Origin of the sequence: Flavobacterium calami (assembly GCF_038290035.1) — a bacterium.
Lineage (GTDB): Bacteria > Bacteroidota > Bacteroidia > Flavobacteriales > Flavobacteriaceae > Flavobacterium > Flavobacterium calami.
In genome coordinates this window covers 145850-159914 of sequence record NZ_JBBYHS010000012.1, presented here as the reverse complement: position 1 = coordinate 159914, position 14065 = coordinate 145850, and the positions used below count along the sequence as shown (strand labels likewise).

At 34.3% G+C, this 14065-nt stretch carries 15 protein-coding genes; 8 read left to right on the top strand and 7 right to left on the bottom strand.

The window, feature by feature from the left end:
* The first annotated feature begins 40 nt into the window (after nucleotides 1–40).
* The 5 genes from hisH to AAEO57_RS12755 all read left to right on the top strand — a co-directional run bounded on the left by hisH (nucleotide 41) and on the right by AAEO57_RS12755 (nucleotide 3753).
* On the top strand, nucleotides 41–634 hold the full coding sequence (gene hisH, locus AAEO57_RS12775; RefSeq protein WP_341693190.1) for an imidazole glycerol phosphate synthase subunit HisH: 594 nt from the start codon (nucleotides 41–43) through the stop codon (nucleotides 632–634).
* Nucleotides 635–723: 89 nt separating this feature from the next.
* Complete coding sequence (hisA, locus tag AAEO57_RS12770; protein WP_341693187.1) at nucleotides 724–1449, top strand: 1-(5-phosphoribosyl)-5-[(5-phosphoribosylamino)methylideneamino]imidazole-4-carboxamide isomerase; 726 nt, start codon at nucleotides 724–726, stop codon at nucleotides 1447–1449.
* Nucleotides 1450–1529: 80 nt separating this feature from the next.
* Nucleotides 1530–2285, top strand: coding sequence for an imidazole glycerol phosphate synthase subunit HisF (hisF, locus tag AAEO57_RS12765; protein ID WP_341693185.1), 756 nt, complete (start codon nucleotides 1530–1532; stop codon nucleotides 2283–2285).
* A 175-nt stretch (nucleotides 2286–2460) separates the two neighbouring features.
* Nucleotides 2461–3057, top strand: a complete 597-nt coding sequence (gene hisIE / locus AAEO57_RS12760) for a bifunctional phosphoribosyl-AMP cyclohydrolase/phosphoribosyl-ATP diphosphatase HisIE (protein ID WP_341693183.1) — start codon at nucleotides 2461–2463, stop codon at nucleotides 3055–3057.
* A 105-nt stretch (nucleotides 3058–3162) separates the two neighbouring features.
* A complete protein-coding gene (locus AAEO57_RS12755) occupies nucleotides 3163–3753 on the top strand; it encodes a hypothetical protein (RefSeq protein WP_243235720.1) in 591 nt (196 codons plus the stop codon).
* A gap of 18 nt (nucleotides 3754–3771) precedes the next feature.
* On the opposite strand, the gene AAEO57_RS12750 is transcribed toward AAEO57_RS12755, so the two are convergent.
* The 7 genes from AAEO57_RS12750 to AAEO57_RS12720 all read right to left on the bottom strand — a co-directional run bounded on the left by AAEO57_RS12750 (nucleotide 3772) and on the right by AAEO57_RS12720 (nucleotide 9028).
* Complete coding sequence (locus tag AAEO57_RS12750; RefSeq protein ID WP_341693178.1) at nucleotides 3772–4704, bottom strand: transglutaminase-like domain-containing protein; 933 nt, start codon at nucleotides 4702–4704, stop codon at nucleotides 3772–3774.
* A gap of 20 nt (nucleotides 4705–4724) precedes the next feature.
* Nucleotides 4725–5576, bottom strand: coding sequence for a substrate-binding domain-containing protein (locus AAEO57_RS12745; RefSeq protein WP_341693176.1), 852 nt, complete (start codon nucleotides 5574–5576; stop codon nucleotides 4725–4727).
* Nucleotides 5577–5689: 113 nt separating this feature from the next.
* Complete coding sequence (locus tag AAEO57_RS12740; protein WP_341693174.1) at nucleotides 5690–6163, bottom strand: DUF4265 domain-containing protein; 474 nt, start codon at nucleotides 6161–6163, stop codon at nucleotides 5690–5692.
* Between the two features lie 8 nt (nucleotides 6164–6171).
* Nucleotides 6172–6552, bottom strand: coding sequence for a VOC family protein (locus AAEO57_RS12735; protein ID WP_341693172.1), 381 nt, complete (start codon nucleotides 6550–6552; stop codon nucleotides 6172–6174).
* A gap of 28 nt (nucleotides 6553–6580) precedes the next feature.
* Nucleotides 6581–7450, bottom strand: a complete 870-nt coding sequence (locus AAEO57_RS12730; protein WP_341693170.1) for a nucleoside phosphorylase — start codon at nucleotides 7448–7450, stop codon at nucleotides 6581–6583.
* A 197-nt stretch (nucleotides 7451–7647) separates the two neighbouring features.
* Nucleotides 7648–7980, bottom strand: a complete 333-nt coding sequence (locus AAEO57_RS12725; protein ID WP_341693168.1) for a translation initiation factor — start codon at nucleotides 7978–7980, stop codon at nucleotides 7648–7650.
* A 97-nt stretch (nucleotides 7981–8077) separates the two neighbouring features.
* Entirely contained in the window at nucleotides 8078–9028 is a 951-nt protein-coding gene (locus AAEO57_RS12720; RefSeq protein WP_341693166.1) for an isopenicillin N synthase family dioxygenase, read from the bottom strand.
* Nucleotides 9029–9275: 247 nt separating this feature from the next.
* Here AAEO57_RS12720 and AAEO57_RS12715 point away from each other — a divergent pair, with 247 nt between their 5' ends.
* The 3 genes from AAEO57_RS12715 (at nucleotide 9276) to AAEO57_RS12705 (ending at nucleotide 14033) form a co-directional block, all read left to right on the top strand.
* Entirely contained in the window at nucleotides 9276–10025 is a 750-nt protein-coding gene (locus AAEO57_RS12715) for a 4-hydroxy-tetrahydrodipicolinate reductase (RefSeq protein WP_341693164.1), read from the top strand.
* Between the two features lie 228 nt (nucleotides 10026–10253).
* The gene (locus AAEO57_RS12710; protein ID WP_341693162.1) at nucleotides 10254–12230 is read left to right on the top strand and encodes an alpha-ketoacid dehydrogenase subunit alpha/beta; all 1977 of its coding nucleotides are present in this window, start codon (nucleotides 10254–10256) and stop codon (nucleotides 12228–12230) included.
* A 60-nt stretch (nucleotides 12231–12290) separates the two neighbouring features.
* Complete coding sequence (locus tag AAEO57_RS12705) at nucleotides 12291–14033, top strand: DUF885 domain-containing protein (RefSeq protein ID WP_341693160.1); 1743 nt, start codon at nucleotides 12291–12293, stop codon at nucleotides 14031–14033.
* Nucleotides 14034–14065 lie beyond the last annotated feature (32 nt).

Genomic DNA, 14065 nt, shown 5'->3' with positions numbered 1-14065 from the left:
TCTGCTCAAAGCTCAAAGCTCAAAGCCCAAAGCTAAAAAAATGAAAATAGTAATTATAAATTACGGAGCAGGAAATATTCAGAGCATTATGTTTGCTATTGAAAGATTGGGGTTTAAAGCTGTTTTGAGCAATAATCCGGAGGAAATTCTGGCAGCTGACAAAGTGATTTTTCCGGGTGTGGGAGAAGCAAGTTACGCCATGAAAAAACTCAAAGAAAGCGGTTTGGATAGTTTGATTCCGAATTTGAAACAGCCTGTTTTTGGAATCTGTCTTGGGATGCAGTTAATGTGCAATAAAACTGAAGAAGGAAACACAGAAGGTCTGGGGATTTTTGATGTCGATGTAATTAAATTTTCAAATAAGGTAAAAGTGCCGCAAATGGGATGGAACCAGATTTATAATTTGAAAACCGATTTGTTCAGCGGAATTTCAGAAAATGAATTTATGTATCTGGTGCATAGTTTCTACGCTCCTAATTGCGCTGAAGCCATCGCTACAACAAATTATGAAGTAGAATATGCATCGGCTTTGCAGAAAAATAATTTTTATGGAACTCAATTTCACCCGGAAAAAAGCGGAGATGTTGGAGAGAAAATACTTGGGAATTTCCTGAGGTTAAATTCCAATTTTTAAATTCCAAATTCCAATTTAAAAAATCAATTTTATAAATCTGAAATCAAGACTTTACGACTTTAGACTTTCAAACTTTAAGACTTAAATAAATGAGAATAATACCAGCCATAGATATCATTGACGGAAAATGCGTTCGTTTATCCAAAGGTGATTATGATACCAAAATAATTTACAACGAAAATCCGCTTGAAGTGGCGAAATCTTTTGAAGCACACGGAATCGAATATCTGCATTTAGTAGATCTTGACGGTGCAAAATCGAGCAAAATTGTCAATTATAAAATATTGGAACAAATTGCGACGCAAACCGGTTTAAAAATTGATTTCGGTGGCGGTTTAAAGTCAGATGATGATTTGAGAATTGCTTTTGAAAGCGGTGCAAGCCAAATTACCGGAGGAAGTATTGCCGTAAAAAACAGAGCTATTTTCGAAAAATGGATTTCAGAATATGGTTCCGATAAAATTATTTTAGGAGCTGATGCCAAAGACGAGAAAATTGCGGTTTCTGGCTGGCTGGAAGATTCAGATGAACGATTGATTCCGTTTATTCAGAAGTATCAAACGAATGGAATCCAGTACGTTATTTGCACTGATATTGCAAAAGACGGAATGCTGGAAGGGCCAAGTTTTGACTTGTATGGCAAAATTTTAGCCGAAGCCAAAGGTGTAAAACTTATTGCTTCTGGTGGAATTTCAACTTTTGATGAATTGCCAAAGCTTGCCGAATTAGGCTGTGAAGGAACCATAATTGGAAAAGCAATCTATGAAGGAAGAATTTCCTTAAAACAACTCGAGGATTTTATAATTAGAAAATGAGATAATTTGATAATTAGATAATTTACACACAATGAAAAAATTATTTAATTGACTAATTATCTAATTAACACATTAGATAAATGTTAGCAAAAAGAATCATACCCTGCTTAGATATAAAAAACGGAAGAACCGTAAAAGGCGTTAACTTTGTTGACTTGCGTGATGCGGGTGATCCTGTAGAACTGGCAGAAATATATTCGGCTGAAGGTGCGGATGAACTGGTTTTTCTGGATATTTCGGCTACGGAAGAACGTAGAAAAACATTGGTCAATATGGTACGAAGTGTGGCGGAGAAAATTAATATTCCGTTTACGGTTGGTGGCGGAATTTCATCTGTAGAAGATGTTGAAATCCTTTTGAATAATGGGGCTGATAAAGTTTCGATCAATTCATCCGCAGTTAAAAATCCACAATTGATTAATGATCTGGCTCAGAAATTTGGAAGCCAATGCGTTGTAGTTGCAATTGATGCCAAACAAATTGACGGACAATGGATCGTACATTTGGTAGGCGGAAAAGTACCAACGGAATTGAATTTATTCGATTGGGCTGTTGAGGTAGCTGAACGAGGAGCGGGTGAAATTTTATTCACCTCAATGGATAATGACGGAACCAAAAACGGTTTTGCAAACGAAGCTCTGGCAAAATTGTCAACGTTGATTAATATTCCGATTATTGCTTCTGGAGGTGCAGGAAACATTCAGCATTTCGTAGATTCATTTAAAGTAGGAAAAGCAGATGCAGCTTTGGCAGCGAGTGTTTTTCACTTTAAGGAAATCGAAATTAAGGCTTTGAAACAGGAACTTAGGAAAAATGATATTGAAGTTAGGCTTTAGAATAGAGTCAAGGAGAAAGAAGCAAGAGAAAATAATAAGGGTTTTAGAATATAGAGAATAGAAAATAGAGAAAAGAAGAAAGAAGCAAGAGAAAATAATAAGGATTTTTAGAATATAGATTAGATTATCTTTCAATTTTTCAATCTTTCAATCTTTCAATCATTAAATTATAAAAATGGAAATAGACATCAAAAGCGCCCACGGATTAATTCCGGCCATTATTCAGGATGCAGAGACTAAAAACGTCCTGATGCTGGGTTATATGAATGAAGAATCGCTTCAGAGGACGATAGAAACTCAAAAAGTGACTTTTTTCAGCAGATCCAAACAAAGGCTTTGGACAAAAGGTGAGGAGAGCGGTAACTTCTTGAATCTGGTAAGTATCAAAAATGACTGTGACGGTGATACGCTTTTAATTCAGGCGAAACCTGTTGGACCAACTTGTCATACTGGTGCGGATACTTGCTGGCAGGAACCAAATAATGCCAATTATGGTTTTATTTCCCAGTTAGAAAATACAATCAAAACCCGTAGAGAGAATGCTGATTCTGAGAAAAGTTATGTAGCATCCTTATTCGAAAAAGGAATCAATAAAATTGCTCAAAAAGTAGGGGAAGAAGCTGTAGAAGTAGTTATTGAAGCAAAAGACGATAATGACGATTTATTCCTGAGCGAAAGTGCCGATTTGCTTTTTCATTACCTGATTTTATTGCAGGCAAAAGGATATCAGTTAAATGATGTAATTGATGTTTTGAAGAAGCGTCAGAAGTAGTTTTTGATAGTAGCTTACAAATAAAATCGCATTGTACATTTGAGGTATAATGCGATTTTTTGTATTATATTTGAAAATACCTTCTATTGTTTAAATAATCTCTATATGAAACTTTTTGTCTGTTTATTGTTATTTATAGCTCCAACATTTAATTTGAATTATAAAAAAATGACGATACCATATAGTATTGTCATTTCAAAAGCGGATTTAATTGTAGACGGTACTGTTTCCAAAGTTTTTAAAAATAGCTACGAATTCACAATAAGCCAAATTGTGAAAGGGAAATCAGGTTCAAAAATTAATGTTTCCATTTGGAAAGAATGGATGTGTGATCCAAGAATTGGTGAATTAAAAACAGGACAGAGATTAATTTTATTTTTAGAAAAGACTCCTTCTGGCAATTATAATCCAATTAATGAAAGTACTGGAGAATTATATGTTGATAAGGATAACTTTACTAATATATTTATAGCTAAAGATTTCTCTAATGCTACAGTTTTAAAGAAGGGAGTTACAATGTATCTGGAAACATATACTTATCAACAGAATTTAAATGGGAGTTTTTTTTATTCTCAAAAATCTATATTTGAAATATGTAAGATGAAAGAAAATAATAAGTTTTTTAAGTTTTTAGTTGATTATGAATTAGCATATTCTAAAGTTAATTATAATCCAGTTTATCAATTTAACGATTAAAAACTATTCCGCTGGGGATTAATTTAAAGTTAAAGCCCCTAAAATTTCTTCATACATAAAAGGACCTCCGGGATATTTGGCGGTGTAATCCAGATTCATCCAGACCTGTCCGCGTTCGTCGATATGGTAATGAATTATTTTTCCTTTACTTTCTTTCACAAAAAGCACATTTTTAATCAGGTAATTGACTTTTTCCAGATCGATTAAAGACCCAATCAGTATTTCAGGATAAATATGTCCTTTGGTGTGAATTAACCTTGGTGTCCCGCCAATGGATCGTACAGCTGCAGCCATCAAAATAGAATGATCGTCACAATCTCCGGAAAAATATTCCAATGATTCGCTGGCTGTAGCAATATAATCGCCTTCTTTTGGATCATTAACGTAATTCCATCGATTATTAATTTCCTTAAAAACGGCAAAACACTGAATGATAGTTCTGTAATCCGAATAGCCTTTTACTTTCTTAAAATGCTTTGTGGTCGACATAATGGCAAAATTCCGAACCTTTGGATCCTGATATTCTATGGCATTTATAATTTTTGTTTTATTGGGGAAAGGCAGCAATTTGGCGACAATAATATCCTGTGGAAAAGGATTGTCAGACATGGTATAAATCATCGAATTATAATCCTCGGATATTTCGGTAAAACCATAATTTCCAATCACGCTTCCGTAAAATAAAACCAATAAGTAAATGACAATACAAATGATGATAATGGTACGCAACAACATCAGGAGAAAGAACAGGACAACAAAAACGAGTATAAAAATAAATACCCGGTCTAAATTAAAGGCCCACTTGAGATCAATCAGATTTTGGTGCAATATGATAAAAACCGGAATAGTAATCAAAAGACTTAATACCATAATAATAATCCTATCCCAGGGAGATTTCACCTGTAATTTGGATTTTAATTGCGGAAAGTCAATTTTTGGAAATTTTATCATAGCATTAAAAAGCAGTGTTTTTACATCGCTTTTACGGTTTCAACAAAAGTACTTTTTTTATCAATAATTCCCAGATCAAATAACTGATTTTGAATCTTAATAAAGGCTTTTTCGGTTAAATTTTTCTGAGACCATTGTGTCAGTTGGAGCCATTCCTGAATATCTTCCAGCTTTTGATTGAAAATATCGGCTAATGTTTTGTCAATATCAGGAATCTGAGTAAAATCGTGTGTTGTGCTGTTAATGATTTCAAGAATTTTTTCAACGATTTTAGGATTTTTTTTCAAAAATTCATCACGAACCGCAATTACAAAAGAAGGCCATGGAGTAGGACAGTCGCCTACACGTCTGAAAATGCCTTTATCTACAAGAGGTTTAGTCATAAAACGTTCCCACATAAAGTAATCTGCAGTTCCGTTTGTCAGGGCTTCCACAGCACCGTCTATAGTATTGATGATTTCAAATTGTATGTTATCAGTTTCCCAGCCTTGTTCATGTGCATTTACATAAGCCATTAATTGAGATCCTGAACCCAATCGTGAAATAGCCACTTTTTTATTTTCGAGGTCTTTTATGGTATGGAAATCAGATTTTGCAGCCACGTGAATACCCCAGATTAAGGGAGACTGCACATAAATCTGAACAATTTTACTGGGATTTCCTGCAATAATATCTTTGATAATTCCTTCAGTTAAAATAACCGCTATGTCGGTTTCTCCATCACGAAGCATCTGGCACATTTTACCGGTACCTTCGGGAATATTTTTCCATTGTAAATCGATGTTCTCAGCTTCGAATTCGCCATTTTCTATGCATAGCTGCCATGGCAAATTGAAGTGTTCAGGAACACCTGCAATTTTTACTGTTTTCATTAGGTTGAAGTTTTAAGTTAAGTTGTTTGGGTATGTTTTTTTGACTGTTTAGATTTTAGATTGTTTAATTATTAGATTTTAAAAATTATCTCATTATCAAATTGACACATTCTCTAATTCTTCAATAAATCGGTTCTGTGTTTGTCTGAAAGGCAAGGTTCTGCAAATTCAATGATTTCCTGATCTTCATATTGAAGCAGCAGGCTTTTTACAACGGAATAATCGACATCTTTTAAAACCTCAACAGCAAATAAGGTTTCATTTAAACCTTCTGATGAACAGTTAATCGATTTTAATTCTTCCCTGATGATTTCTTTATCAAAACCTTTTTCTAAAATTACAACCTGAAGTATAGAATTTCCAAAACTTTCGATTGTTTTTTTATAAACCAGACGTTCTTCGGCTTCATCATATTCAGCGAAAAAAATATCATCAGTAGCAATTAAAGGACCAAAAAACGGAATATTATCTAATTTGAAGATTCCTTTTTCCAGATCTATAATTTCTGCCCACATGGTTTCTGAAACAGTCTCTTCTAATAAGTCGCTGTAATATTTAAATAATATTTTTATATGTGTTTCTGACATTTTCTAATTTAATTTTGTGCTCTTAAAGGCGATATTACAATACGGTATCCATCGGGATCGAGGAACATTTTTCCATTTTCATTCCAATACGGATTTATAGCCTGGATGATTGGAATCTTGTTGTCTTTAACCTTTTTTAGTATTGAATTATATTCTAAAATTGTTTTTGTATAAAGGACAACAATATCATCTTCATCAAAAACATGTTTGGCTTTTGTTTGGGATTGGGTAAATTCAAAATGCCAGTCTAAATCAGGGTTTCCGATAAAAACACCATCATAATTATTGTGATTTTGAAATCCTCCCAAACGCTCGAAACCCAATATGTTGATATAAAAATCTTCAATTTTCTTTAGATCATTAGTATGTCGGGCAACTCTTAAAATCATAGTTTTAATTTTAAAACAAATTGACTAATTAATGATAAGCCAGTTTATTTAGTGTATAGGCAATTAGTTCGTCAACAGCTTTATAGGGATCTTCACTAAAAGTACCTGAAGCACGATTGGCAATAATAGCGTTTAAAGATAGCGCATTATGTCCTAAAAGTGCCGAAAGTCCATAAATGGCAGCAGTTTCCATTTCCAGATTGGTGATTCGGTTATCGTTAAAATCAAAATTATCCATTTTATTGTTTAAATCTTCATCCTGAATATTCAAACGCAACACACGTCCTTGCGGTCCGTAAAAACCTCCGGCTGTAGCAGTAATTCCTTTAAAAATTTTATCAGATTCGATTATTTTTTCCAGTTTTTCCGAACAAGCAATAGCATACGGTCTTCCTTTTCGGATATCCCAGTTGGTATGCATGATAAAAGCATCTTCGATAGCATCTTCAGAAACTTCATCAATCAGATAGGAGCGAAGCATATTGTCTAAGCCTAATCCAATTTTAGACATCACAAAGCTATCGACAGGAATATTTTTTTGCAAAGAACCCGATGTTCCGATTCTAATGATATTCAAAGAAGTTAATTCTTTTTTAGGAAGGCGGGTTTGTAAATCAATATTAACCAATGCATCCAGTTCATTTAAAACGATATCAATATTGTCAGGACCAATTCCGGTTGATATAACCGAAATTCTTTTGCCTTTGTAAATTCCGGTTTGTGTTTTAAACTCCCTTTTTTGAGTCGAATATTCAATCGAATCAAAAAACTGGGTGATTTTCTCCACTCTGTTTTGGTCGCCTACAAAAATTATATCGTGGGCTATATGTTCAGGACGAAGGTTTAAGTGATAAACACTTCCGTCCGGGTTGAGTATTAATTCTGATGCCTGTATCATTTTTTTTCTTTAAGGTTTAAAGTGGTAAAGGTGCTAAGGTTTTTTTACGAAATCCCCCAATTTTAAAAATTCTAAATTGAATTCAAAGCTTTGCGAACTCTACGTTGTATTAAAATATTTTATTAATAATTCTTTGTGTTCCTTGCGGTTAAATAAATCCAATTGGTATTTGGAATTTCAAAAATTGGAATTTAAATTTAACCACCGACACGTTTTGTTTTAAAGCCTTTTTCTTTTAGAATTGCCATGATTTTATCTCGATAATCGCCCTGAATGATAATTGAATCATCTTTGAAAGTTCCGCCAACACTCAGTTTTGTTTTGATTTCTTTGGCCAGAATTTTAAAGTCTTCATCACTTCCTTCGTAACCTTCAATAATGGTTGTAGCTTTCCCTTTTCGTTTTTCGAATTTACAGATCATAGGTTCTTTCTGTACATAAAGAACGTGTTCCTGCTCCTGATTTTCTTCAGGTTCATTAGATTCTATATGCTCCGGGAATAAATTTTTTAACTGATCTTTTAAGTCCATTTCTATTAAAATGATTTATAGTTTCTAAAAATTAAATTCCAAATCCCAAATAGATAGTTTTTGGAATTTGGAATTTAAAAAATTGAGATTTAAAAGTTTATTTTTTGATTAAACCTAATTCTACTAAACGTTCGTGTAAAAATTCGCCTGCAGAAATATCTTCATATTTTTTAGGATTTTCAGCGTCAATACAGTTTTCTAAACAATCCAGACGCATATCGCTTACAGGATGCATAAAAAATGGAATTGAATAGCGTGATGTTCCCCATAATTCTCTTGGCGGATTTACAACCTGATGAATTGTAGATTTTAATTTATTGTTGGTATGTCTTGAGAGCATGTCTCCAACATTAATTACTAGCTCATCATCTGCTGCAATAGCATCAATCCATTCGCCATTATGGTTTTGAACCTGAAGACCTTTTCCCTGAGCTCCCATCAATAGCGTAATCAGGTTGATATCACCGTGTGCTGCTGCACGAACGGCATTTTCTGGTTCCGATGTAATTGGCGGATAATGAATTGGTCTTAAAATAGAATTTCCTTCTTTTGCATATTCATCAAAATAAAACTCATCTAATCCAAGGTGTAAAGCCAAAGCTCTCAAAACATAAATACCTGTTTTCTCAAGCATCTGATAAGCTTCTTTTCCAACTGTATTAAAACGAGGAAGCTCTTTTACCTCAACATTGTCAGGGTACTCAGAAGCCCATTTGGAATCTTTGTCAACGTATTGACCAAAATGCCAGAATTCTTTTAAATCTCCTTCTTTGCGCCCCTTGGCATGTTCTTTTCCAAAAGAAACATAACCTCTCTGACCACCAATTCCGGGAATTTCATAATTATGCTTAGTGTCTATTGGCAAGGCGAAAAAATTTCGAATTTCACCATAAAGTTCGTCTACCAGTTTGTCATCCAGAAAATGACCTTTTAGGGCTACGAAGCCAATGTTTTCAAATGCACTGCCGATTTCATTTACAAATTTTTGTTTACGTTTCGGGTCGTCCGAAAGGAAATCACGTAAGTCTACACTAGGAATGTTTTGCATACTTTACATTTTTATTTAAAGAAAAGGTCTTAGCCTTTACATAACAAAGGTAGAGAATATTTTACTTTTGAATTTTAAAAAACAGTATAAAATTGATGTTTTTCTGCAATAATTTAACATTGTGCCTGAAAAATAAAATTTGATTATACTTTAATTTTAACCTCTTTTTGCATTAAAAACATGTTAATAATTCTGAAAACACAGGGTTTTTAAATCTAAAACACTATTTTTATTAAAAACGAACATTATGAAAATAGGACTAATCGGATTTGGAAAAACAGGAAAAGCAGTAGCATCGGTTTTATTGCAAAACAAAAAATTCTCACTTCAATGGGTTGTTAAAAGAAGTCACACTTTAGAGAATCGCACCACAGCAGAATATCTTGGAATTGACTCTGAAGAAACGGGAAAAATATATTCCAGTGAATCGACTCCAATAACAGAACTTTTAGACAATCAGCCCGTTGATATGATTATTGATTTTTCATCAGGTTCAGGAATTTATACTTATGGCGAAGCAGCAGGCAAGCGGAAAATCAAAATAATTTCAGCCATTTCACATTATTCAAAAAAGGAAAAAGATTTTTTGGAATCATTGTCTAAACTGACAACGGTATTCTGGAGTCCTAATATTACTCTGGGCGTGAATTATTTACTGTTTGCATCCAAATTTTTAAAGAAAATTGCTCCCTGGGTAGATATTGAAATTATCGAAGAACATTTTAAAGGAAAAGATGGGATTTCAGGAACAGCCATAAAAATAGCTGAAGCTCTGGATGTAGAAAAAGAAGATATAAACTCGGTGAGGGCTGGTGGAATTGTTGGTAAACATGAAGTTGTTTTTGGTTTTCCTTTTCAGACTGTGAGATTGGTACACGAAAGTATTTCCAGAGAAGCTTTTGGAAGCGGTGTGATCTTTGTTGCCGAAAATCTGGGGGATAAAAAAGAGGGTCTTTTTAATTTTGAAGATATTCTAACTCCGTATTTTACAGTTTAAATAATGTTTGATGAATGAATTATACCTTTGAATATAAAATATATTTAGAACCAGAGCTTTTTTGTACACATTTGTCAGGCTGAGCAGAATCGAAGAGCTTTCTGATTATTAGGATCAGATTTTAATCAATTTCACATTGTGGATTACTGTTTTAAATAATTAATTCTTTAACAATTAAGATTATGATTGTTGTATTTTTATATATTTGAAATAAAAAAAAAACAGCAAATGATCTTTTATAGGCAAAACCTCACAGACAACCAATTATTAGATTTATATAAAAAAATCCTGAAACCCCGACTGATCGAAGAAAAGATGCTCATCTTAATTCGGCAGGGAAAAGTATCAAAATGGTTCTCTGGTATTGGTCAGGAAGCAATTGCTGTTGGAGTCACGGCTATTTTGGATGAATCCGAGTATGTACTGCCAATGCACCGAAATCTGGGAGTTTTTACCACCAGAAATATTCCGTTACACAGACTTTTTTCACAGTGGCAGGGTAAAGCCAGTGGTTTTACAAAAGGACGTGACAGAAGTTTTCATTTCGGAACTCAGGAATACAAAATAATAGGAATGATTTCGCATTTGGGGCCTCAGCTCGGAATAGCTGACGGAATTGCCCTTGCCAATAAACTTCAGGACAATAAAAAAATCACAGCTGTTTTTACCGGTGAAGGAGCAACAAGCGAAGGTGATTTTCATGAAGCCTTAAATATTGCTGCAGTCTGGAAACTGCCGGTAATGTTTATTATCGAAAACAATGGTTATGGACTTTCGACTCCAACCAACGAGCAGTATGCCTGCAAAAATTTAGCCGATAAAGGAACTGGTTATGGTATGGAAAGTCATATTATTGACGGAAACAATATTCTTGAGGTTTATGATAAACTGGCTAAGTTAAAGGCTGAAATGCAGCAAAATCCACGTCCGGTTTTATTGGAGTTTAAGACTTTCAGGATGCGCGGTCACGAAGAAGCAAGTGGTACCAAATACGTTCCGAAGGAATTGATGGATGAATGGGCTGCAAAAGATCCGGTTGCCAATTATAGAAATTATCTGATAGAAATCGGTGTGCTTACAACAGAACTTGATGAGCAATACCATGAAGAAATAAAGTATGAAATTGACGAAAATTTGGCTTTAGCAAATGCAGAACCAGAAATTGTGCCTACTTATGAGGGAGAATTAGAAGATGTGTATAAGCCTTATGAACACGAAGAGGTTAATCCGGATTCAGTAAGTCAGAATATCCGTTTTATTGATGCGATACGCAATAGTTTGAACCAGTCGATGCAGCAACACAGGAACCTGATAATTATGGGGCAGGATATTGCAGAATACGGCGGGGCATTCAAAATTACAGACGGATTTGTTGAGTTTTTTGGAAAAGATCGTGTCCGCAACACTCCAATTTGCGAAAGTGCTGTTGTTTCGACGGCCATGGGATTGTCTGTCAACGGATATAAAGCGATAGTAGAAATGCAGTTTGCCGATTTTGTTTCCACAGGGTTTAATCCAATTGTAAATTTATTAGCAAAATCACATTATCGCTGGGGCGAAAAAGCCGATGTAGTTGTTCGTATGCCTTGCGGTGGCGGAACTCAGGCAGGGCCGTTTCATTCACAGACAAATGAAGCCTGGTTTACCAAAACTCCCGGCTTAAAAGTGGTTTATCCCGCTTTTCCGTATGATGCAAAAGGATTATTAAATGCTTCTATAAATGATCCTAACCCAGTATTGTTTTTCGAACATAAATTATTATACAGAAGTGTTTATCAGGATGTACCAACAGATTATTATACAATTCCGTTAGGCAAAGCTGCATTGTTAAAAGAAGGGAAAAAGATAACCATTATTGCCTTTGGTGCAACAGTACATTGGGCATTGGAAACCTTGAATAAAAACCCGGATATTGAGGCAGATTTAATAGATTTAAGAACATTACAGCCTTTGGATAACGAAACTATTTTTGCTTCTGTAAAGAAAACCGGAAAAGCGATTATTTATCAGGAAGATACTTTGTTTGGTGGAATTGCCAGCGATATCTCGGCTCTGATTATGGAAAAATGTTTCGAATATCTGGATGGTCCTGTCAAAAGAGTGGCCAGTTTAGAGTCACCAATTCCGTTTACAAAAGCTTTGGAAGATCAATTTTTGCCCAGAAACAGATTCGAAAAAGAACTTCTGGATTTACTGGCTTATTAAAATTAAAAGAATTAGCACTTATTGAATTATTTAAAAAATGAATACTATAAAAAATAAAATATGAAAAAACTGTTTGTTTCTATTTTTACACTTACACTCCTTTTTTCTTGTAATAAAGGCACGAAATCAGGTGAAGATAAAGCCTTAGATGAAAAATTCGATAAGTATAAAGATGGTTTTGTAACCGCTTTATGGAAAATCAATCCAGGCTGGGCTTCTGTTGTAGGCTATCATAAACTGGATAGTGTTTTGGTGGTTCCGGATGATGTGGCAGACAAGGCACAGCTTGATTTTGCAAATGCACAATTAGATTCTTTAAAACAATATAATCCTGAAGATTTATCAGATAAAAATAAGACAGATTATCACATGATAAAAAATCAGTTGGAATCTACTATTTTTAGTATCAAAGAATTAAAATCCTCGCAATGGGATCCATCGGGATATAATGTCTGTGGTGCTTTTGCAGAAATTTTAAATGGTAAATACGATTCATTAGAAGTTCGTTTGCGTTCTTTTAATGCAAAAATGAATGCTATTCCGGCTTATTACGAAGCAGCTAAAAAGAATATTAAAAACCCAACGGTTGAGCACACAGAACTTGCAATTGCCCAAAATATAGGAGGCTCTTCTGTCTTTGAAACAGATTTAAATGAAGCTCTTGCAAAAAGTAAGCTGACTCCTGCTGAGAAAAAAGAAATTCAGGACAAAGCAAAAGTCTCTGTAAAAGCAATCAAAGATTATGCAGAGTGGCTTAAAAATCTGTCCAATAAAACACCACGTTCTTTCAGATTAGGAGCTGATTTGTATGCTAAAAAGTTCAGTTTTGATATTCAGTCGGGTTATTCTACTGATGAAATTTATAAAATTGCAGTTGATCACAAAAAAGACCTGCATGATAAAATGTTTGCTCTGGCTGATAAACTTTGGGCCAAATACAAAGGAAACGAAGTAAAACCAACAAATAAACTGGATTTAATCAAACAGGTTATTGATAAGATCTCATTAAAACATACTACTCCTGAAAAATTTCAGTCTGAAATTGAAAAACAGATTCCAGAATTGACCGCTTATGTAAAAGCGAAAGATTTATTATACATCGATCCTTCAAAACCTCTTATTGTACGTAAAGAGCCTGCTTATATGGCCGGAGTTGCCGGAGCTTCGATCTCTGCTCCGGGTCCTTATGACAAAAACGGAAATACTTATTACAACGTTGGGAGTATGTCTGGCTGGACGGCAGAAAATGCTGAAAGTTATTTGAGAGAATACAATGATTATATTTTACAGATTTTAAATATTCACGAAGCAATTCCGGGACATTACACGCAACTGGTTTACAGCAATCAGTCGCCAAGTATTATTAAATCTATTCTCGGGAATGGTGCAATGGTAGAAGGATGGGCTGTTTATGCAGAAAAAATGATGCTGGAAAGCGGTTACAAAAATTCTGACGAAATGTGGCTGATGTATTATAAATGGAATTTAAGAGCAACTTGTAACACCATTTTGGATATTAGTGTCCATACCAAAAACATGTCTAAAGAAGCGGCTTTGGATTTACTTATCAAAGAAGCTTTTCAGCAGCAGGCAGAAGCAGAAGGAAAATGGAAGCGTGTAACTCTTTCACAAGTACAATTATGCTCTTATTTTACAGGATACACCGAAATCTATAATTTAAGAGAAGAGCTTAAAAAGAAAGAAGGAGAGAATTTTAATCTGAAAAAATTCCATGAGAAATTCTTAAGCTTCGGAAGCGCTCCGGTTAAATACATCAGAGAATTGATGTTGTCTGAAAATTAAATTTTAAGATTATTGATTATACAAAGGGTTTG